Origin of the sequence: Rossellomorea yichunensis (assembly GCF_032337515.1) — a bacterium.
GTDB classification, from domain to species: domain Bacteria; phylum Bacillota; class Bacilli; order Bacillales; family Bacillaceae_B; genus Rossellomorea; species Rossellomorea yichunensis.
The window spans coordinates 304,746-325,580 of sequence record NZ_JAVYAD010000003.1 but is presented as its reverse complement, the minus strand read 5'-3'; the positions used below and the strand labels follow the sequence as shown (position 1 = coordinate 325,580).

20 protein-coding genes and 1 pseudogene are annotated in these 20,835 nt (G+C 40.1%); 4 read left to right on the top strand and 17 right to left on the bottom strand.

Translation table 11 applies throughout. The annotated features are described in order from the left end of the window. Nucleotides 1-2: 2 nt before the first annotated feature. Together RSX31_RS09480 and RSX31_RS09475 are read right to left on the bottom strand one after the other, a co-directional pair. Nucleotides 3-547: pseudogene (locus RSX31_RS09480) on the bottom strand (N-acetyltransferase family protein). Between the two features lie 163 nt (nt 548-710). Then, nucleotides 711-1,181: a DinB family protein gene (locus tag RSX31_RS09475; protein WP_315634400.1), complete on the bottom strand. Its 471-nt coding sequence runs from the start codon at nt 1,179-1,181 to the stop codon at nt 711-713. Nucleotides 1,182-1,369: 188 nt separating this feature from the next. Between RSX31_RS09475 and RSX31_RS09470 the strand changes: the two genes are divergently transcribed. Then, a complete protein-coding gene (locus tag RSX31_RS09470; protein ID WP_315634399.1) occupies nt 1,370-2,611 on the top strand; it encodes a TolB-like translocation protein in 1,242 nt (413 codons plus the stop codon). Between the two features lie 319 nt (nt 2,612-2,930). Here the strand turns inward: RSX31_RS09470 and RSX31_RS09465 are convergent, their stop codons facing one another. Continuing rightward, entirely contained in the window at nt 2,931-3,944 is a 1,014-nt protein-coding gene (locus tag RSX31_RS09465; protein ID WP_315634398.1) for a hypothetical protein, read from the bottom strand. Further along, nucleotides 3,928-4,482: a sigma-70 family RNA polymerase sigma factor gene (locus RSX31_RS09460; RefSeq protein WP_315634397.1), complete on the bottom strand. Its 555-nt coding sequence runs from the start codon at nt 4,480-4,482 to the stop codon at nt 3,928-3,930. The genes RSX31_RS09465 and RSX31_RS09460 overlap by 17 nt, the downstream gene beginning before the upstream one ends. A 180-nt stretch (nt 4,483-4,662) precedes the next feature. Between RSX31_RS09460 and RSX31_RS09455 the strand changes: the two genes are divergently transcribed. Next, nucleotides 4,663-5,466: an alpha/beta fold hydrolase gene (locus RSX31_RS09455; protein ID WP_315634396.1), complete on the top strand. Its 804-nt coding sequence runs from the start codon at nt 4,663-4,665 to the stop codon at nt 5,464-5,466. Between the two features lie 88 nt (nt 5,467-5,554). Here RSX31_RS09455 and RSX31_RS09450 read toward each other — a convergent pair whose 3' ends face one another. The 9 genes from RSX31_RS09450 to RSX31_RS09410 form a co-directional block, all read right to left on the bottom strand. After that, on the bottom strand, nt 5,555-5,989 hold the full coding sequence (locus RSX31_RS09450; protein ID WP_315634395.1) for an SRPBCC family protein: 435 nt from the start codon (nt 5,987-5,989) through the stop codon (nt 5,555-5,557). Nucleotides 5,990-6,086: 97 nt separating this feature from the next. After that, on the bottom strand, nt 6,087-6,773 hold the full coding sequence (locus RSX31_RS09445) for a response regulator transcription factor (RefSeq protein ID WP_315634394.1): 687 nt from the start codon (nt 6,771-6,773) through the stop codon (nt 6,087-6,089). Nucleotide 6,774: 1 nt separating this feature from the next. Then, nucleotides 6,775-7,860, bottom strand: a complete 1,086-nt coding sequence (locus RSX31_RS09440) for a sensor histidine kinase (protein WP_315634393.1) — start codon at nt 7,858-7,860, stop codon at nt 6,775-6,777. 200 nt (nt 7,861-8,060) lie between these two features. Beyond that, nucleotides 8,061-8,258, bottom strand: coding sequence for a DUF5957 family protein (locus RSX31_RS09435; protein WP_315634392.1), 198 nt, complete (start codon nt 8,256-8,258; stop codon nt 8,061-8,063). Next, a complete protein-coding gene (locus tag RSX31_RS09430; RefSeq protein ID WP_315634391.1) occupies nt 8,255-8,671 on the bottom strand; it encodes a DUF6220 domain-containing protein in 417 nt (138 codons plus the stop codon). Before RSX31_RS09430 ends, RSX31_RS09435 begins: the two co-directional genes overlap by 4 nt. A 164-nt stretch (nt 8,672-8,835) precedes the next feature. Further along, nucleotides 8,836-9,813, bottom strand: a complete 978-nt coding sequence (locus RSX31_RS09425; RefSeq protein WP_315634390.1) for a glycerophosphodiester phosphodiesterase family protein — start codon at nt 9,811-9,813, stop codon at nt 8,836-8,838. A 103-nt stretch (nt 9,814-9,916) separates the two neighbouring features. Continuing rightward, nucleotides 9,917-10,438, bottom strand: a complete 522-nt coding sequence (locus tag RSX31_RS09420) for a hypothetical protein (protein WP_315634389.1) — start codon at nt 10,436-10,438, stop codon at nt 9,917-9,919. A 352-nt stretch (nt 10,439-10,790) separates the two neighbouring features. Next, nucleotides 10,791-13,397, bottom strand: a complete 2,607-nt coding sequence (gene ppsA, locus RSX31_RS09415) for a phosphoenolpyruvate synthase (RefSeq protein ID WP_315634388.1) — start codon at nt 13,395-13,397, stop codon at nt 10,791-10,793. A gap of 314 nt (nt 13,398-13,711) precedes the next feature. Then, nucleotides 13,712-14,197 carry a GyrI-like domain-containing protein gene (locus RSX31_RS09410; protein WP_315634387.1) on the bottom strand — a complete coding sequence of 162 codons (486 nt, stop codon included), beginning with the start codon at nt 14,195-14,197 and terminating at the stop codon, nt 13,712-13,714. Between the two features lie 111 nt (nt 14,198-14,308). Between RSX31_RS09410 and RSX31_RS09405 the strand changes: the two genes are divergently transcribed. Further along, a complete protein-coding gene (locus RSX31_RS09405) occupies nt 14,309-15,271 on the top strand; it encodes a helix-turn-helix transcriptional regulator (RefSeq protein ID WP_148995963.1) in 963 nt (320 codons plus the stop codon). 40 nt (nt 15,272-15,311) lie between these two features. Here the strand turns inward: RSX31_RS09405 and RSX31_RS09400 are convergent, their stop codons facing one another. Next, entirely contained in the window at nt 15,312-15,974 is a 663-nt protein-coding gene (locus RSX31_RS09400; protein WP_315634386.1) for an AraC family transcriptional regulator, read from the bottom strand. Between the two features lie 59 nt (nt 15,975-16,033). Beyond that, nucleotides 16,034-16,381 carry a VOC family protein gene (locus RSX31_RS09395; protein WP_148995966.1) on the bottom strand — a complete coding sequence of 116 codons (348 nt, stop codon included), beginning with the start codon at nt 16,379-16,381 and terminating at the stop codon, nt 16,034-16,036. Between the two features lie 1,019 nt (nt 16,382-17,400). Here RSX31_RS09395 and mraY point away from each other — a divergent pair. After that, nucleotides 17,401-18,351, top strand: coding sequence for a phospho-N-acetylmuramoyl-pentapeptide-transferase (gene mraY / locus RSX31_RS09390; RefSeq protein ID WP_315634385.1), 951 nt, complete (start codon nt 17,401-17,403; stop codon nt 18,349-18,351). Nucleotides 18,352-18,823: 472 nt separating this feature from the next. On the opposite strand, the gene RSX31_RS09385 is transcribed toward mraY, so the two are convergent. Then, nucleotides 18,824-19,666 (bottom strand): alpha/beta fold hydrolase, encoded by an 843-nt coding sequence (locus tag RSX31_RS09385; protein ID WP_315634384.1) that lies wholly within the window; start codon nt 19,664-19,666, stop codon nt 18,824-18,826. A 409-nt stretch (nt 19,667-20,075) separates the two neighbouring features. Continuing rightward, entirely contained in the window at nt 20,076-20,639 is a 564-nt protein-coding gene (locus tag RSX31_RS09380) for a GNAT family N-acetyltransferase (RefSeq protein WP_282138681.1), read from the bottom strand. Between the last annotated feature and the right edge of the window lie 196 nt (nt 20,640-20,835).

Genomic DNA, 20,835 nt, shown 5'->3' with positions numbered 1-20,835 from the left:
CCTTACGGATGCAACCGTCCCATCACCACGGTATCGTAATAACGTCCATCCGATAATAATTTATCTTTCTTCAATACTCCTTCTACTTCAAAACCGTTGTTTTTATAGAGCTTGATGGCATTTTCATTGGTTTCAAGGACATTCAATGTGATCTTCTTAATGTCGTTTGCATCAGCCCAGCGGATTGACTCTTTTAATAAATTTTTCCCAATGCCGAATCCCCAGAATTCCTGTAATACACATACACCAAACTCCACCTTATGAGCGACACGCTTTAATGATTTCCCCTCACACCTGGAGAAACCTGCAATCCTGTCGTTCACTTCACAAACCAAAAAGAGATTCTGGGCACTCTCCGTATCTTCTTTAATGAGGTATATAAAGCCCACCTCATCTATGTATGCTTCACCCTTTCCCTATCCATGTTTTCTGTCTCTCCGTCTGCCTCCAATCGCACTTCTGAGAGACTTTTTGCATCATCTTTCCTTGCTGACCTTATGGTATAGGTTAGATTACGAATATGAAATTCTATTGGATTAATGATTATTTCGATCCACTCCTCGCATTGGGATCACTCCCACCTTCAAACTATCATACAAAATATTATCCATTAATTTCTAATTTCTAACCACACTTATTATCCAGACCCAGTATTGAAGATGCAAAAATTAGCTGAAGATTATTATAGTGACCTCCAGCTATTTCTCCAATCAACGATGTGACGGCCAAGAACCTTGCATTTTCCTCATTTGAATAATTTGACCAGTATGGTATGCCTCATGAAGCATGATGTCTAAGAGCTTTTCTTCCAGAGCATTCTGTTCAAGTTCTTCAGTCGTAGTTCTACCAAGTGCTTCTCTTAAAAGACGGTGAGCGGAATCAACACGTTCAACAACTGCACTCCAGGCCTTGTCATCATTTAGTTGTTCCGTAAGATAGAAGGTTTCATTTCCATCGAGAGTTTGATTCCATTCACGGCCTTCTAATTGTGCGGTTAGTCTTTCTTTATAATAAGTAAGATGATTTACATTCTCCCATATGGTTTTGGTCGCCTCTCCACCCGGTCTCCAACTAGCCTGTTCTGCTTTGAGTCCTTCTATTGCAGGTTTGAATGGAGCATACCAACTTTCCTGGTCGTATGTAGTATCGAGCATTCTTAAGAGCAAGTCAGTTCTTTTCATGAGTATTTTCCTCCTTGGAATTGAAGTTTCATATTGATAGTACTTCAGCATAAAGTAGAAAACTCCTTCTTTAATAGGGTCGGTACAAAAATCCGCCCAGACCTCTTCTTTCATTCACACACTCTTTTTCACATAATGTAAGCAGTCCTGGAAAATAGTAAGAGCATATGCGAAAAGGAGAATTCACAATGAAAAAAGCTATCCTCTTTACCATCATCCTTGCTCTTATTTTTCCATCAACACCCTCCGCATCCATAAACAATCAAGTTAAAGCTGCTTTTATTAGGGAGGGGAATTTGTGGACCTTGATAAATAACCAAGAAACACAAATAACGCATTCCGGTAACGTCCGCTCTCAACCCAAATGGTCAACCGATGGCACCTGGCTTGCCTATCAAGTAGAGACCACTTCTGAATTTGATAAAGGGGAAACGCAGTCAGAGCTATGGACTTATAATCTTAAAACCGGGGAAAAAAAGAGAATTTCTTATAACGGTCATTCTCCAGAATGGGCTCCCCATAAAAACCATGTTGCTTATAATAATAGAGGAATTTTAGATATCTCAGACCTCAAGCGTTTCTACAACATTGCAACCGGGGTCAGTGACTTCACGTGGCTTCCGGATGGAAGTGGATTCCTTCTTTCTTCATCAGGAACTCTCAATCCGGATGGATGGTCAAGCGCCTCTTTGTACATTAAAAAAGTCGGCGATAACTATGAAGACATTGTTCTTTTTGGAGGGGTTGAGCCATTTTTCACCCTCCCAAGGGAAATTGGGACAAGTGATCAAAACAAACTGATTGCGGTCTATGCCGAGCAGCTGACCTACTCACCGAGCGGCAAGTGGATTTCATTTGTGGTGTCTCCAACCGCTTCCTGGTCCATGGACAGCAATATGGTGTGTGTCATCAATAAGGAAGGAAAAAATTTCGAAGTACTGGACGAGATGATTTTGGATGTAGGTCAACCCAAATGGTCACCGTCAACAGATACGCTAGCCTATATCTCAGGCGGAGGGAGAATCGTATTCGGCTTCAAAAATAAAGATCTAAAAGTAAAAGAAATGCCTGTTTCAGGAACTTACACCCCTGCCCAATTCGCTGACCTGGATTTTGACTGGATGACTGACAAATCACTGGTGGTTTCAAGAATCAAAGAGCACGAGTGGACCAATGACTTCAGTAAGCACCCGCTGCCTGCCCTTTATACTCTGAATATCGATTCGAATCACCAAATGAAAATCACGAGTCCTCCTAAAGGATATGGAGACTATGCCCCTCAGTTCATCCAATCCATTGAAAAACTCGTTTGGTTAAGAGGGACATCTATAACAGATACGAAAAGGGACCTGTGGATAGGGAACAAGGATGGTACTGATGCTAAGCAATGGTTGGGGGATATTGAAGAAATTGTATTTTATAAAAGGTAAGGTTGAATCTTGCAGCGTTGCAGCCAGATGGCCAAGATTATTCGACAGACGGATCACAAATGATTAATGTTGGATCAAATATAAAAATTCAGGATCATAAATCTGAATTCAGGATCAATTATCCTGAAAGCGGATCATAAATCTAAAATCCGGATCATAAGTAACGCAAACCGGATCTTATCTCAATGTAGCCTGAATTTGTTCAATCTTTTTAGGTTCCAAATGGATCTTATAATTACGACTCGCAAAACCCCCCCCTCCATTTGCTAGTAAAAAGAAGAAAAAAACCAAAAAGCCGGGCATAACCCCGGCTTAACAATCATTTTTCAATCTCTAACACAACCACATCAAACAACTTCCCATCCGCATAAAGCACGAACGCCCACTCGCCACGTTCGGGAATGGTAACAGCCGATGGAGCATGAACATCAGCCCCATTATTCTCTCCACCCAGAGGAATGGTCCAGCCTTCACCATTATTCAATACGGGGTGGATGGTTCTCGTCTCCCGGTGATAACCAACCACTGTTAGTTCTGCAGCGTGGGTATTCCACAAATGCCACATCCATTTTTGTGCTGTCAAGCTTGGCATATCCGCTCCAATGATGCCTGATTGATGTTCATTTCCGATTATATTACGTCCAAATGTGCTTGCTTTTCGATCCCAGTTGATTTTGTCAAAATCACTTTTCTTAACGTAGTCCGGGATATCTTTCGGTAAAACGACAGGCCTCTCTTCTTCCTTTTCAGCCACACTCACGACAACATCACCGTAAGCCTCGCCGTCAAGGTAGACTTCATACCTCCATAATCCGCTATAAGGAACTTGAAAGCTGGTGGTGAAGCGCTGTAAACTTGAGTACCCTGGTGATGGCTCGGTTATTTTTTGAGGAGATAATACTTCAATACGTTGACCAGTTTCCTTGTGAACCGCCAAAATGGAGAGTTCTTTTTCTTTAAAGATATCAAAGGGCTCCTTGAAACTGAAAATATAGCCATTAGGCTTTCCCGCATGAAGTTCAGGGTCAGGAAAGATGCTGAATACGACTTTCTGATTCTCCTTATAATCGTGTATTACTTGCCATGTGTTTGGGCTGCCGTTGATGGTTTCATTCTGTTTGATCAAAAAACCAGTTGAAACGAAGAAGCCTATTAAACAGATGGCAAAAGTGGTCATGAGGAAAATAACGAATTTATTAGGGCTTTTTGTCTTGACCGTACTACTTGTATGAACTGCATTTCTAATCTTATTTTTTTGAAATTCCCTAAAGTGAAGACCTTTGTGAGTCGTCGAATCCATCGCGTCCTTTAATTCTTTAAGCTTGCTCTCCATCATCCCCCCACCTTTCCATCATATTTTTCAGGTTTGCCCTGCCTCTATTCAATCTCGTTTTGATCGTATTCTGGTTCAGACCTAATATCCCTTTAATCTCTTCAATCGAGCATTCTTCATAATAATAAAGCGTGATCACTTCACGATACTTTACAGGCAAGGACAATACACACCTGGAAAGAAACTCTTCCTCACTTCGCTTTAGCAGACTCATTTCAGGTAACAAATCCCTTGATGTAAAAAGTGAAAAAAGACTTGTATTCATCATCACTTTCTTAAATGAAGAACTCTTCAATACATCCTTTGATTTATTAATGACCAGGCGATAAATCCACGCTTTGAAAGATTTAATCTCATCTATTTTTTCATGATTCTTGTAGCATGTAATAAATACGTCTTGAACAATGTCTTCGGCCTGCTTCCAATCCTTCACATAGTTATAGGCTAACTTGGTGAGCCGTTCGCCATACTCATCCATTATCGCTTCAAGCCAGGCATCCCGATCTTCAAAGTCCTCTTCATCCTTAACTTTTCCCACACGATCCTCACCTCATTCCCCTTTAATGCTAAGACGAATCAATCAGGGTTTGGTTTCATTTTATTTAAAAAACTACATTAACAGCATTCAACACACAAATAGATGTATCCTTTGATTAATCCAGAAAATAACATATACTTTTAATAGATTGGAAGTTTTTGAGACAGGAGGAGAAGATACTTGGCTATTTACCATAAAGTAATAGGAGAAGGCTTTCCCGTTGTAATGGTACATGGGTGGACGCTTGACCATCAGGCGATGATGCATGCAATGGAACCGAATTTCGAGAACAGAAGCGGTTGGAAAAGGATATACATAGATCTGCCGGGAATGGGGCTTTCCAAACCCCAATCGTCCATTAAGAACTCGGATGATATGTTAGAAGCCGTGGTTGAGCTATTGGACGAGCTGATTCCTGATCAACCATTCATCGTATGCGGATATTCATATGGGGGATATATGGCTAGGGGAATCGTTCAGGTCCGACATGACAGAGTTCATGGCTTAATGCTTCTGGCACCCATGGTCATTGATGAAACTGACAAAAGAGTACTTCCTCAGAAGACCGTTTTCAAAAGAGACCACAATTTGCTATCAGGACTTTCTTCAGAAGAAGCGGATGCATTTGCCTCCATGGGGGTCGTTCTAGAAAAGACTGAATGGGAGAGGTTCCGGGATGATATACTGCTTCCTTCGAGCCAAACGAATGATGAATTCGTAAACAGGATCCGTGAAAATGGGTATGGTTTCACCTTCGAGCTCTCACAGAAACTTGACTATCCCACGTTAATTGTAACTGGTCGGCAAGACCATGTAGTAGGCTATCAGGACGCCTGGCGTCTAATAGAGTATTATCCAAGGGCAACGTTTGCTGTCGTTGATATGGCTGGTCATAATGTCCAGATCGAGCAAGTCGATGTATTTAACACCTTGGTCCAAAGCTGGTTGGACAAACTTGAATCAGACATTTTGCCGCCTTTGTAAGACAAGAGGGACGGACCTATGCTTACCTAAAAACTAAAGGTCCTTCCCTCAGATTAATGTCTTTCCAAAATATGATATTATCTTTCACTTACTCTAATTCTCCCTTAACCAGCGCCGCTCTAAGATTGACACCATACTCCATGTATCCCTTCAAGCATGTCAGCATGTATACCCAGCCCTCTTTATTGTCTAGTAATTGGCTGATAAGGGTTTCGTTGTTCTCATCGAATCCTTCTTCTTTGACCTCTACAATTGTGCTGCCTTTTTCTTCTTGCACAAATGTTATGGTTACTTTATGGTTTCCTGCCCACTCGAAGACAATCTTCTTATGTTCTTGAATTTCTTTTATGTCTATATCACCTTGTGCGTCGTATTCTTCATATCTTAACGTAACAGTCTTTCCTTCCTCCCACCTTTCAGAACTTGAAGAAAACCAAAAGTTACCTATCTTTTCAGGATCAACAAATGCCTCAAAAATTTCATGTGCCGGCTTTTGAATTCTCATTTGAGAGAGATTATTCATACTCTTCCACTCACTTTCATATATTTTTTCGTTATTTTATTTATATACTGTCTACTATTTCTTGTCCATTTATTATACCATTCCGTTTTCAATACTCTTATTTCTTGAAGCGGTACCCAACGCCCCAAATGGTTTCAATAAATTCAGGGGTTGAAGGATCCTGCTCGATCTTCTCTCTAATTTTCCTGATATGAACGGTAACTGTCGTGATGTCTCCCAAAGAATCATATCCCCAAATCCGCTCGAATAGGTGTTCCTTACTGAAAACCCTGTTCGGATGGGTCACCAGGAAAACCAATAAGTCGAACTCCTTGGCGGTAAATGTTTTTTCATCCTCATCGACGTATACCCTGCGTGAATCCAAATCGACCCTAAGATTCTTAATCTCAATCTCTTTTTTCTTTTCTTCTCGGTTGATTAACCGGTTATACCTGGCAATATGAGCTTTTACCCGTGCAACGAGTTCACTGGGAGTGAAGGGTTTTACGATATAATCATCTGCTCCCCGATCAAATCCCCGGATTTTGTCAATGTCTTCTTTTCTTGCGGTAACCATTAAAATCGGAATATCCAGAAACTCCCTCAGTTTCTTGCATAACTGAAACCCATCGATTCCCGGCAGCATTAAATCTAACAAAATAAGGCTGTATGAATGGGTCCTTGCCAGGTTCAACCCTTCCTCTCCAGTCGATGCGATATCACTATCAAACCCATTCACCTCTAAATAATCCCTCTCTAATTCAGCAATATCTGCCTCGTCTTCTATTATCAGTATTTTTTGCACGTTATTTCACCTTTTTCAATGTAAAATAAATACTCGTCCCCACACCAGGCTCACTATCCGCCCAAATCTTCCCTTTGTGTTTTTCGATTATTTTTTTGGCTATTGATAGGCCCAGCCCGGTACCTCCCGTGGCTGAGTTTCTCGATTCGTCTGTCCGATAGAAGCTGTCAAAGATATAAGGTACGTCCTTTTTCGGGATTCCGCTTCCATTATCTTTGATTTCCACCTGGACTTCACTCTGATCCTCACTCAGAATGACTTGAATTTCCTTATAAGTTTTATCCATATATTTCAAACTGTTTTGTGTAATATTCATGACGACCCTATTTAATTTTTCCCTATCTGCCTCAACGATATAAGAACCATGCCTATCATGATAAAGCACAGCTATACCATGCTCTTTTTCAAGCTTTATAGAAAGTTCTTCAATATAATCCTCAAAGTAATCGTTCAGTTTTACCCGCTCAAACGTAAACGGCAATTGTTCCAGGTCAAGCTTCGAATATAGAAACAATTCATCGATGAGGCCGTCCATATCATTAGCGTTTTTCTCAATTTTAGACATATAGCGATTCAGTTTCTCAGGAGTACACGCAACTCCATCTTGAATCCCGCTCACATATCCTTTGATTGATGTTAATGGCGTTTTTAAATCATGAGAAATACTGGCAATAAGCTCCTGACGATTCAGATCGTATTGTTCTTGAATAGCTGCAGCTTCCTTCAGTTTAAGCCGCATTTCTTCAAATGTATTGGACAATCGGCCTAACTCATCCGTCTTCTCTGTAGCACAACTATAATCGAGATTACCTTCACTGATTCTTTTTGCTGCCAATGATAACCTTTTTATAGGCTCTATAATACTCCTGGAAATATAATAGGTCAGTAAGCCGTTAGTGATTACTAAGATCACTACGATAGCCCCGAAACGAAGGGTAAGAAAAAATTGCAGATCCTCCCCTTCCGGCTTCGTATTTAACACATAAAAAAACAAATATCCCGCAACTACTTCCATAATCAATAAGCTGACAATAGGAATGACAATCATCCCTATATTCGATAAAATTAGTCTTTTCTTTATGGACATGCCATCACCTACTATGACTCAGATTCTCCCTTACAAGGAGAGCTTGAGCTGTCAGGATGACCTGACAGCCCAATTCATTTCTTTTCCATTATTCGTCCATCTTTTATATATAATACCCTGTCACATAGATGGAGGACTCTTTCATCATCAGTGCAGCCTAAATTTTGATATTATCTCCTATAACACCAGAAACATTTCAATCACTCCTTCTTTAAACTTCTTTCATCCATCACGGGAACTAAAATGGCACATATCACTGCTGTAAAATATGGTAGATATTTAATTCCAAATGGCTGATTGAATAATCCCATGCTTATAATTCCTATTACACTTGATAAAGCTATCCCTAATACAAAGCCACCTATTAAGCCTAAAATAATGGCCGCAAATGTTCTCATTTCGTTTGCTCCTCCCTTTTATTCTTGATTATCAGGTTCCATGCATTTGTAACGTTTGCCATTGACTGCCCTGCCATTACAACAGCGATTACTGGATGCATAGCTCCGGCCCAGGGCTGTGTACTTGTAATATTTGCAGTGAAATACATGATAAAAATGGTTAACATCATCCCCATGACATGAATCAGGCTCCTACGAGGCAATCTCCCGATGTATGCAAAAATCAACATCAAAAGCGGTATAGTAAAACCGAATAGATGAACAAACTCTATATGTTTAGCCCAGTTTGCCGGGTTTACAAATGTTGCGGCACCTACAATATAAACCTGTGCCAATACAGATGCAGCAAAAAGTACTGATAGTATAAAGAATCCCACTCTTCCCGTCCGTAACCTAAATCCTTGATCTTTCACGTATTTTCCTCCTTTGTTTCAAACTCTATAGGTATCTTACAAAGGAGTTCTAAACGAATTCTTAGCGAATTATTAAATATATCTTAAATGTAATAAGAGCTGACAAAATAAAAAAGACAGTTCATGATATGAACTGTCTTAATCAGGACATCATCCTGCATCGATCAATTGTTTATGATAGGAGCTATCCGGTCTATCCGATTTGTCCAAATTCCACCTTTATAACTCTCTGGAACACGCTCAAGGTCTGCCTTCTCATCAAATCCTTCTGACCAGTCACCATCACCGGCAACAAGAATAACCCTCGTATTGACATCTTCCATTCTATTTATGAACTTATCGGGGAACCCCCAAAGGTAAGATGCATACTTCTCGGGTATATGAATTTGCGTATTTTTACAAGAGTCAGGTATATAGCCCGTCCAACTTAACGCTTCATAAGAAAGTAGACAGCTTTTTAGCGTCTCTTTTGACATGACCCGCATATCAGGCAATTTCTTCTTTAGAGTCTCAATAGGTTCATCCCCGCCATATACAGATAGATCGCCTAATCTTTCCTCTGAATGCTGAGAAAGGTAATCGGCTAACCGTTTTCCTTCATTTGGATCATTACTCTTAATGTGAATTAAAAGTTCCTTGTTTGGAAAGTGCGTTAATACTTCATTTAATGTAGGGATCTGCCCTAACCCTTTTCCTCGAAAAGGATAGGTCTTTCCATTGTCAGCTGTATAACCATATCCTATATCAAGCTTTCTCAGTTCTTCCATTGTATGGTCTCTTGTCTCCCCAGATCCATCTGTCCTACAATCAAGGGTCCAATCGTGGAAAATGGCAAATTCCCCATCTTCCGTAGGTTGGATATCAATTTCCACTATATCTGCTCCTGCTTTGAAAGCTGCTTCCATTGAAGGAATAGTGTTTTCCAGGTTTGGGTGCTCGGGTTCATTGATAATTTCTGCTGTACACGTTTCGCCAGTAATCCCTTCCATTGGAAAGGTTTGAGCCAAGCCCCGATGAGCCAAAAGGATTGGCTTTCCTTTTCTTTCTTCAGTAAACGTAGAGCTATTATTTAGATAAACAAAAATCGTTAATGCGAGGCTGAATACTATCGTTACTTTCAAGCCTTTTTTTATTCTTTTCATTTGTTTCCCATCCCTATCAAAATAAATGATTTCCCTTACATCGAGGAAACACCGGACGTTTCCCTTGCTTGTAAAAAAGCAGAACCGTCCGGCGCTTCCCGTTTTATATATTTAACTCTCTTTGATTACATTTGTCTACTGTTATAAAACGATCATACTTAATAAAGCCTATAAAAATAAACAATGACCCGAAAATATTACATGCAACTCTGAACCAATGTACCATTTTGAATTCTCGAACCGTTTGCTTTAGGAATTCTACGGAATGAACGTCCACCCCTTCAATAAACATTATTTCATTTCGAGGCCACTCAAATAGGATTGAAGCTGCCCCTTCCAAAATGATCGCCAGCAGACTAAATAGTATCCACTTTCTTGCGGGTTTCACTTTCCACCCTAAGATCGTTGCTAGAACACCCGTTACTATACTTACAAATCCTAAGGGCGGAAAGTAGGTATGGGGACTTGCGACTTCCATCCATTCCATAGATGATTCAAATGTTTTCGGTACGTTGTGAAAAATATTTGGATAGACCATGAATGTATTGAGCAAGATGCTCCCTAACATAATCCATTGTATCCATAAGTGGGATATAACTGAATAGTACCCTAATTTTTTTATCATAAGATAAACTCCTTTTCATTTATATGATTTTAGTCGTTCGGGAGTACGCTGTGTTCCTTTCGGTAATATCCTCATCTTAATGAAGAATTCTAAAAACATTCTTATGTATTTCTTAAATAATTCTTAAATAGATGTGGTATTTTAAGCTCCCGTGTCATTCCTTCACTTTCTTTTTTAATTTCGCATCATATTTGATAGACAAATAGAAAAAGACACTCACAAAGGAGTGTCTTTAAGTATAAATATAGCGTGATCCAATGTTGTTTTTCTTCACTGGAATCCAAATGCCACTTCTATACTTTGGATCCCCTGTGTCCTAAAGGATACGCCTTTTGAGACTATAGCTTATTCATTACAATATTTCGATAAACCCTTCTGTTCCATTCACGCGAATTCGTTGCCCATCCCTTATCATTTTGGAAGCATTTTCAACACCGACTACAGCCGGTAAGCCATATTCACGTGCAATGACGGCTCCGTGGGTCATCAAGCCACCAACTTCGGTGACTAAACCTTTGATGGATACAAATAATGGTGTCCAGCTGGGGTCGGTAAAGGCAGTGACTAATATATCCCCCTCTTCCAGTTCAGCTTCTTCCATATTTAAAATGACACGTGCCCGCCCCTCTATCATTCCGGAAGAGACAGGTAAACCAACGATCGCTCCGGCAGGGAGATTTTCTCTTTTATATTCACCTGTAACGATTTCACCATCAGACGTGATCACACGTGGTGGGGTCAGCTTTTCATATAGTCTGTATTCGTCTTTTCGTTTGCTGATCATCCCGTCATCCAGTTTATGGGTGCGTACGACTTCCCGAAGTTCTTCAAAAGTGAGATAGTAGATGTCTTCTTTTTCTTGAAGAATATTGGCTTGAACGAGTTTTTCGGCTTCTTTCCATAATGCCTGCTTATAAACGAAGTAGCGATTAACCATGCCGTATTTCGGATATTCACGATAACCGCTGAAATTCCGGATGAGGTCAATCATTCGTTTTGTTTCTTTAACTTTTTGTTCACCATCCGGTAATTCCTTCAATCGATCTACTAACTCTTGTTCTTTTTTCAAGGCTTCCTGTCGTCCTCGCTCAAATTTCCGTTTGCTCTCATTCGGTTCAAAGTTTTTGATGTTACTGAGAATCATTGAGACAAGTGCAGTAGGCTTCTCGCTCCAACGGGCTTTCGTAATATCAATTTCTCCGCTGCATCGCATTCCGTATTTGATGAGAAAATCATCGATTGCATCCCGGGTTTCCTGCCCACCATCAAGTGTAACCAGTTCATCCAGGAAGGTATCATCTTTGACATGTTGTAAATAATCAATGACCTCGGGATAAGGACGAATCACATCGGCGACATCCATTAAGGCCAGACCCATTTCTGAAGTAATGTTGTTTGGGACGGATTGAGACAGCGTGTCTGCCACGTTTTTTTCACCTAACCACTTGTATATATGGTCATTGATCCAGAATGAAGCATCCATGGCAGCCATGATCACACGGGAACTTTGCGGATTAAATAGAATCTTCTTTAATTCCTGGATATCTTCTGAAATGAAATCGAACAATTCCAGTCCTGATTTCGTTTGGATAGTTTGCCTTAACTGTTCTATCGAGGTTTGACTACCCTTGATCAAATCAGATACGATTGACGGATCACCTTCCATTTCGGTTGGATCACTTGAAGTCCTATTACTATTGCTGGGACTATGCACTTTTTCATCTTCTGGTGATGATTGGATAAAATCGCCTCGCTCTACGATGGTCGTGAGAGCGTCTTTTATGAGCGGATCGGATTTTCCCAAGGCATCTATTATCATTTTTCTGCTGGCATATGAATCCAAACGAGGTGTGACATCAACAAACAACCTTCCACCAGCTGAACGCATCGGTGCAGGGGTCGTTAACAGGTAAAAGGATAATCCCAGTGGCTTCATTGCATCTGTCATCATTTGCTGATGACCGACTGACACATAGACATGATTCCCTTGATCATTCGCTTCCGGGATGGGGTATAAAGTCGTGATTGGACGACTCTGGACAATGTAAAAGGTGCCATCGACTAAACACCATTCAATATCTTGAGGAGAACCAAAATGAGCTTCTATCTGTCTCCCGATAAGTGCCAGTTGTAAAATTTGGTGATCATTCAGAGTTTGTGTATCTTGCTGATCCGGATGGATTGATTGTGTCTCCGTTCCTCCTTCTTTTCGTCCGTAGATGGCCTTTTTCTTGGTAGCAATCCGTTTATCGATGATTTCCCCTTTATGCACTTTATAACAATCAGCTGAGACCAAGCCTGAGACCAATGCTTCTCCAAGTCCAAAACCGGCATCGATTGATAGCACCTTCCGGTTGGACGTAACTGGATCGGCGGTAAATAAAATCCCTGAAGCCTGTGGGAAAATCATCCTTTGAACGATAACGGACAATTGAACCTGACTGTGGTCAAACCCGTTTTTCATACGGTAGATGACTGCACGATCAGTGAAGAGTGAGGCCCAGCATTTGCTGATATGCTCCAGGATGGCTTCTTTGCCGATGATATTGAGGTAAGTGTCCTGCTGCCCTGCAAAAGAAGCATGAGGCAGGTCTTCGGCCGTTGCACTAGAACGAACGGCATAAGCATGGTCTTCTCCGAAACGGGAGAGATATTGAGTAACGGCTTTCGCAACACCGGAAGGAATGGCTACCTCAAGAAGGACTTGTCTGATCTTCCTGCTGATTTCACCAATTTGATCCCGGTCCTCTGGTTTGAGCTTGGTTAATCGATCCAATAAAGCGTGATACGTTTCATTTTGTTCAGTCGCTCTTTGAAATCCAACGGTTGTCACACTAAATCCTTCTGGTACTTGTATTCCCTGAATTTTTGATAACTCCCCTAAATTCAACCCTTTTCCACCAACGAGCAAAAGCTGCGTTTGTTCCATTTCCTGAAAACTGAGAACCAACGAACTCATTCTACATCTCCCCTATCCATCAATGTTCTATTGATTTTAGCAGTAGAAAATGGGAATAAACAGTCTATAATAAGAATCTTCCTCATGCTATAATGGTATTAGGAAGAGATCGAAATTTATAATAAACAACGAATTTTCAGGGTTAAACCTCATTAAATAGTCTGTGAAAAATCTCTGAGTTATATTGCTCCAGAGCTTTTTTTATGGGGTTTTTTCGTTAAAATCACCGCTTATGGAATAAATACAATAAGAAAAGCGTAATCCAGTCTAAGGATTACGCCCTCATCATAACTAAGCTTATTCCTATGTTCTCTTTATTTCCTAACAACAGGAATCCACATTTCACCAAATACCTGCCCGTTTCGGTGCCCCATTTCGACCGTTGCATTTGGTGCACCGACATAAGCAACATCCTTTTCTTCTGGTAAGACTTGACCAAAGGCAATGGCAGTAACCATATTATTTAATTCTTCAGCCGTCTTCCCTTCGCCTTCCACAACCACATATTCTCCCTTAGGAAACTGAATCACTCTGGCCCCATCCGGTACTGGTGCCGATGCCTCTGCCATGACGCCGGCATAATGCATCATTTTATTATTCACTGCTTCGTTCACTGCAAAAATGTAGTCGTTTGTGGCTATGGCTTTTAAAGTATCAAGCCTTCCATCTTCGCTTACAGCTTGCCAAAAATCCGCCTTTTCCTTACTCAATCCAGCAAAATCAGTATAATCGCTCTTAAGATCGGTTCCTAATCCTATTACGATAAAACCGTCTTTTTCTTCCAACTTATACTCTGCCATATTTAAAACCATCCTTTTGTTCATGTATTTCAAGCGATTTGTCTCCATCACTTGATAAATATATAATAGCGTTAAATAGTATCAAAAAATGACACCTTTCTGGAGGTCCTGATGAAAAAAGTTGAACGAATTAATGTGATTATGAGATATATCAACAACCGGGCTCACTTTACCATTTCTGAAATCATGCGTGAGTTTGACGTTTCCAGGTCGACAGCTATTCGAGATATCAGGGAAATTGAGTCCATGGGGATGCCACTTGTCTCAGAAGCTGGAAGGGATGGGGGTTATTTTGTCATGCACAATTCTGTCCTGCCTGAGGTCCGTTTCACCGATCATGAAGTGAAAGCTCTATTTATTGCCTTTATGGCGACACGAAATCAGCAGCTCCCTTATCTAAAGAGCCGACAATCAATAGCTGAAAAATTACTCAGCCTCATCTCAGAAAGCCAGCAAGATGACCTGATTCTCCTGAACCAGCTCTTGCTGTTTGAAGGAACCAATCCCCATAATCCCGACTTACTGGACCTATCAGACCTCCCCCATCCCATGGTGGAAACACTTTTCCAAACCCTCCTTTTGGATAGATATTTATGGCTCACGATCCAAGAAGAAAAGGATATCAAATCTTATCCCATCTATCTGCTGCACCTTTACCATGAAAAAAGCTCCTGGATCATTGAAGGTTTTGACTTAACCGAAGAAAAGAAGCGGATTTTTCCCGCCGACCTCCTCCTCGACATCAAACCATACTCGCCGAAAAAAAGACTGAGAGAGCAAGAGATTATAGAAAAACTGAAAATGCGGGAAGAAGGAATCAACCTTGTCCTTGAACTTGGTCCAAAAGCGATTGCGCAGTATAAAAAATACCATCCTTTAAGAGTTTCAATCGCCTATACGAATCCTTACCAAACCACAGCCATCCTAAAGACTTTTGTTCATGTACATAAGCCCGATGAATTAACCGAATTCACAAACTGGTTACTTTTCCTCGGCAGGGATCTCAAGATCAGGGAAATGCCAGAAAAGATCTTAGAAAATGTACGAAGGGGATTAGACCTTTACCGGGAATAACAGCTGCATGCTAGAATATACGCTTTAACTCAATTGGATGTCATAAATTTTGACGATAAGATTTTATCATTTCAAAGTATTGTGTATCTCCTAAGCCGTGGTCTTTGAAATTTTCGATTAGAAGAGACACCAGTTCTTTTATCGGGACGTCCTGGTGTTGTTGAATATACAACATAAGATCACTATCCTTCTTAAGGTAATTCAAATACAGTTCAACCCCTTTGGATAAAGGGATTGGATGAACTTCCTTAGGCATTGCTTTATGAATCATTACTTGTTTGTAGAGTTGATCATATCCTTTTGCCTTTAGGCTGTAATGACTTTCAGGTTGAAAATCTTCACCGACAAGATGGAGGTCAATTGAACCTTCATAATCTGTTTGATCTAACCAGGCGAGTATCGTGAGAAGGTTCATTTGACAAAACATATCCTCATCAAACCATAGGGCTATATGATCAAAATCCCCACAAAAGAGAGGGTGCAATGGTTTTAAGGTGATTTCAGCATATTGCGCAGTTGTTACTTGATGAACATTCGCACGCATTTCGATAAATTCATCGGAAAATAAATCTCCACAGGTTTCCCCATAACACATGGCCTCGTTGAAGGGAATCATCCATTCGGCTTCAAGAAACTGTGTCTCTTTGAAATTCTTATACATTTCTGTTCCATTTAATATATGTACGGTTCCTGTTGGATTCACATTGACACCTCCTGTTCTGTTGACTTGATTATCAGCATTTTTCTATACAGTATACTTACTTATTTCTCCCATAGCTCAATCAGTCTACCTTCAGGATCTTTAATCCAAATAAACGTGCCATATTCACTAACCTCTTTTTCCTTTACAAGGGGTACACCAACTTGTTCCAGATGCTCAATTGTCTCGTTTATATTATAAACTTGGAAATTCAACATCACTTGCTGTTCCATTGGGAAGTAAGGGTCATCTTCAGTAAAGAAAGAAAAAATGGTTTCATTTCCTGATTGGGGTTTAATAATAGTCCCATTCCAATCTTCCATTTCAATCTTCAACACTTCACTGTACCATTTCTTTAAAGCATCCAGATTTTTAGTCCTCCAAAATATTCCCCCGAAACCCTTTATCATCATAATAAATTCGCTCCTTTATCTAATTCCTTTCATTTTCCGTTTAAGTTAGACATTCAAGAAATAAGAACAAATTCCTTCTTCAATCATCCGATAGTTGAAGAAGGTAATACCCGTTATATATATATCGTTTTCATTTATCTATTAGATTGGCTCTTTTTGCAATAATTGTTGTTTTCAAGAATAGAATCTGCCAGGGCTCTGTCAACCAGGTTTATGCTGGATGGTGAGGGGAACTGCTCCGCTTTCCGCGGACGTTCGGCCGAGCCTCCTCAGCTTCGCTTCCGGGGTCTCGGCACGACCAAAATCCGCCGGAGTCTGCGCAGTTCCCCTCACCATCTTTAACAGGATTTTCCTGACAGAGCTTCAAGGTGTGCAAGAAAACAATGTAAATAGAAAAAATAATTCTTCTTCCTTAAAAGGAAATTCAGTCTTTACTTACCTTTAATAAGATTGTTTGCTAAAAAGCTTGTTTAGATTGTTTTCGATTTAGGAGTCATGCTCAGAAAGTTGATTGGAGCGGAAGGAGGCTCGACTCCTGCGGGAATAGCTGGACAGTACGAAAAGCGGAGGGGCTTTGCCCAGGGGCGACAAGCATAAGACGAGTCTGCCGGAAAGGCGCTCTTTGCCTTTTTGGCAGACTTGGCTTATGACCTCGAGCCCCTAAGCCCCGTAGCTGGACAGGTGAGACCCCGGAGGCGCAGCCGAGGAGGCTCACCGCCAGCCCCGCGGAAAGCGAGCATCCTGGAGCGGAAATCAACTATTACTTTTTCCTCTACAATAGCAACAAACTATACGAAAAAGATCCATTTGACCTTAAAGTTTTTTAAGGCTCACTTATAGCCCACATGGTTTTTGACTGCATCCCAAAGAATTTTAGTTCAACTTCACCAGCTTCTTCTATAATTCTTGTTTTATGCATTATAGATGTAGAAAAGTTTTGAAAGTAGATTAGAGGATATCTCCACTCTTACTAGAACTTATTTATAGATAGTAAATAGAAAAGGGGAAGATAAGAAGTGATCGAACAACTAATTCCGGCTATTATTGCTTTTATATTAGTCTCCGTTTTATCCCCGCTATTCATTGAACTCTTACGGAAATTAAAGCTCCTGCAACCGATACGAAAAGAACTTCCTTCCAATCATCAAATCAAAAAAGGGACTCCGTTAATGTTTGGCATCATTCTTTTTATCGGGATTATCGTATCGTTATTTTTTTCACCTACACCACTGATGTATTTCCTGGCGATTACGTATATATTATTCAGCTTTATAGGTTTCCTGGATGATTTTTGGAAAGCGTCACGCCAGGATCCTGGAGGGGTATCAAGTAGAACCAAGCTTATTTTCCAATTTCTCTTTACGGGGGCTTTGCTTTTTTATTTGATGAGCGAACTCGGAATAAACTCAACGATTGGTATTTATCAAAATCTCTCTTTGAATCTTCCAATAGTGGTATATTTCATTGTCATCACCTTATTTATTGTCGGTTCTGCAAATGCCATTAATTTTACAGATGGCTTGGACGGCCTTTTAGGAGTTGTGGCCATCCCTACCTACTTTTTCTTTTTTATGATTTCAGACAAATCAGAGGTGCAGCTTTTTTGTTTAATCATGATTGGATGCTTACTCGGGTTTCTCATTTATAATATCTTTCCTGCCAGAGCTTTTATGGGGGATACAGGGTCATTAGCGATAGGGGGTTCCCTTTCATTTCTTGCCATTATCGAGAAAGTTGAGATTCTCATTCCCGTTTTATTCTTTATCTATTTTGCTGAACAGCTATCGGTTATATTACAAGTTGCTTCATTTAAATCGACAGGGAAACGAATCTTCAGAATGACTCCGATTCATTATCACTATGGCTTAAAATATGGCTGGGGTGAAACGACCATTGTTACCGCCTTTGGGTTTGTTTCGTGGATTTGTACGTTTATCTGTTATGCTTATTGGAAGTTTGTACTCTAGCCATAAGGTAAAAGAGGCTGGGACAGAACTACAAAATTACGAAATATAAAGACGATTAATAGAAGTGTAGGTTCTTCATACCGCTAATGATTTCCGTGCAAGACTACGCTTTCCGCGGGTAGCCCGTGAGGCTCCTCGGCAAGCCTGCGGGTAGAAAAGTGGAGGGCTTCGCTCAGAGGCGGTTGGCATAAGGCGGATTGGCCATGAAGGCGTTCTTTGCCTTCATGGACGATCTGACTTATGACATTTGCCTCTAAGCCCTATAGCTGGACAGGTCTCACATAAGCTACTTTTCCCGCAGGAGTCTTCGTCTTGCACTCCAATCAACCGCTGGAGACTGCTAAAATCAAATGGACCAAGATTAAATAATAAACCCGAACCAATCCGCCTCTAAGTAGCGGATTGGTTCAGGTCTTACTTAGACTAAAACACTTTTGTCCCAGCCTCTGTTGATTTATTCACTTCTATCCATTCAGACCAAATGAAAAGAGTCTTTCACCATCCCGCTGAATTTTTCTTTTTCTTCTAGATGGGGTGAATGGTTACTATTTTCAAAGATATAAAATGTTGAATTGGGAACAAGATTGAAAATTTCCTCTGAATACACAAATGGGCATTGAGAGTCATGTTTTCCACAAAAAACGATTGTCGGGGTTTTTATGTTCGAAATGTCTTCTCTGATATCAAACGTTGGCAATTCGTTATAAGCATAATACTCTAAGCGTTTTTGAACCACTTTCCCACTGCTTGGCTTAGAAAAGTATTCATCATATCTGCATGGGTCATTCAGAGACATTTTCGTCCATTCCCTGCGTGCGTGCTTCCGTTCTTCTCTTGTTGCCTCATCGGAATTCAGGATGGAAAATACCTCTTTCAATCGGTCGTTATAGGGATTTTCATCACAATAAATACTTTCCTGATCATTCACATACTCATTGGTAGCTGACGCCCCACCTACAATTAATCGGTTTAGAGAATCCGGATGATCAGCAGCATAAACCAGCCCTAACATCCCGCCTGTGGAATGTCCTGCAAAATTCCAGCTATCATACCCTAAAGCAGATCGGATAGCTTCTAAATCCTTGCTGGTTTCACTCATGCTTAACTCATCTTCATCTTGAATCTCAGTGGAATTCCCCGATTCTTTCAAATTGACAAGGTACACTTTAAAGTCGTCCACAAACCGGTCAGCAAAGTGGTAGCCACGCTCGTTAAACTCGCTATATAGATGAGTCACACATAATGGTTCACCATTCCCGGCTTCAAATATTTCGAAATCCCCTCGATCTGTTTTAATTAGCTTTTGTTCCCACATGTTTTATCCCCCATTCACTTTTCACGGCCCGTTACTTGAAAATAAGAAAAGCCGTAGAGGTGCTATAAATTTAACTGTATTTATCTAAATTGATCTTTCCCGAAGTAGAAAGAAGTAGGATGATACTTTTCACCAAATTCTCCTTCTGTGGGATTCCTGCTCAATCAACTAGTACTTACTATCTATTAGACGTTTTTAAAAGAGTGAAAGTTTCGATTTTTTTCATTTCATTGAAAAATAAATAGGGCAATAGCTGGAGATCATTTTGGTGATCTTCAGCTATTGCCCCCTTTCGTTTAAGCGAAACAATTCACATACTCCTCTAATTTACAACCTCTACATATAGAAGAGTGCTTCCGTTTAAATGAATAAGTATTATAAAAATGAGTGGAATCCTCTTTCACAAAGCTTACTTTATTTTTGAATAAATACAAGTGTCAGTCAGCTTGCTGCCATCTGAGGATAACTCATCATTTCTTAAGATTCCTTCTAATTCAAAACCTAGTTTTACTGGAATCGAACGACTTTTATTGTTTGTTGATTCACATCTTATTTCAATCCTTCTAAAGTTGAGTTGCTGAAAGCCAAGGTTAGTTAACTCACTTACTGCTTCTGTCATATATCCCTTGCCACTAAATTGAGAGTTAATCCAGTATCCAATTTCACATTTAGAAATCTTCCAATCAATTCTGTGGAGGCTGGCAGTTCCAATAAAATCATTAGTACCTTTATGAAAGATAAGATAGCGAAAGCTTTCTCTCTTCAAAAAATTTATATAGGCGTTTCTCAGGAGAATTTCTGTTTCTTCAACAGTAGGAATTTCCTGAAATAAAGCCAACCATTGCTTTAACTCATTAATTGAATCCTTAATAGCTTGGTGTACTACATTTCCTTCCCCAGCTTGTTGTGGTGCCCGAAGAATTAATCTGTCTGTTTCTAATTGTGACGGAACATCTATTAAAATAGGATTCATATAATTCCCCTCTCTAAACCTTTAAATTAAGACCTAATGAAACTCATATATTAAGTGTAATTCAACAAAGAACACATCAATCCTCCAGACCAAAGTACTTAAATTTGTTATAAAATTAAACAGCCCGTTAATCCAATAACATCAAAAAAAAGCGTTAATCCTTCTTAGATCAAAGCCCATTTTTATGCTTCTTCTT

Excerpts from the sequence above, each read along its gene's own strand:
- RSX31_RS09405 (WP_148995963.1), top strand. The coding sequence starts at position 14,309 with ATGAAAAAAGTTGAACGAATTAATGTGATTATGAGATATATCAACAAC.
- RSX31_RS09425 (WP_315634390.1), bottom strand. The coding sequence starts at position 9,813 with ATGAAAAGAATAAAAAAAGGCTTGAAAGTAACGATAGTATTCAGCCTC.
- RSX31_RS09380 (WP_282138681.1), bottom strand. The coding sequence starts at position 20,639 with ATGAATCCTATTTTAATAGATGTTCCGTCACAATTAGAAACAGACAGA.
- RSX31_RS09395 (WP_148995966.1), bottom strand. The coding sequence starts at position 16,381 with ATGATAAAGGGTTTCGGGGGAATATTTTGGAGGACTAAAAATCTGGAT.
- RSX31_RS09465 (WP_315634398.1), bottom strand. The coding sequence starts at position 3,944 with ATGGAGAGCAAGCTTAAAGAATTAAAGGACGCGATGGATTCGACGACT.
- RSX31_RS09470 (WP_315634399.1), top strand. The coding sequence starts at position 1,370 with ATGAAAAAAGCTATCCTCTTTACCATCATCCTTGCTCTTATTTTTCCA.
- RSX31_RS09385 (WP_315634384.1), bottom strand. The coding sequence starts at position 19,666 with ATGTGGGAACAAAAGCTAATTAAAACAGATCGAGGGGATTTCGAAATA.
- RSX31_RS09450 (WP_315634395.1), bottom strand. The coding sequence starts at position 5,989 with ATGAATAATCTCTCTCAAATGAGAATTCAAAAGCCGGCACATGAAATT.
- ppsA (WP_315634388.1), bottom strand. The coding sequence starts at position 13,397 with ATGAGTTCGTTGGTTCTCAGTTTTCAGGAAATGGAACAAACGCAGCTT.
- RSX31_RS09420 (WP_315634389.1), bottom strand. The coding sequence starts at position 10,438 with ATGATAAAAAAATTAGGGTACTATTCAGTTATATCCCACTTATGGATA.
- RSX31_RS09440 (WP_315634393.1), bottom strand. The coding sequence starts at position 7,860 with ATGTCCATAAAGAAAAGACTAATTTTATCGAATATAGGGATGATTGTC.
- RSX31_RS09435 (WP_315634392.1), bottom strand. The coding sequence starts at position 8,258 with ATGAGAACATTTGCGGCCATTATTTTAGGCTTAATAGGTGGCTTTGTA.
- RSX31_RS09410 (WP_315634387.1), bottom strand. The coding sequence starts at position 14,197 with ATGGCAGAGTATAAGTTGGAAGAAAAAGACGGTTTTATCGTAATAGGA.
- RSX31_RS09475 (WP_315634400.1), bottom strand. The coding sequence starts at position 1,181 with ATGAAAAGAACTGACTTGCTCTTAAGAATGCTCGATACTACATACGAC.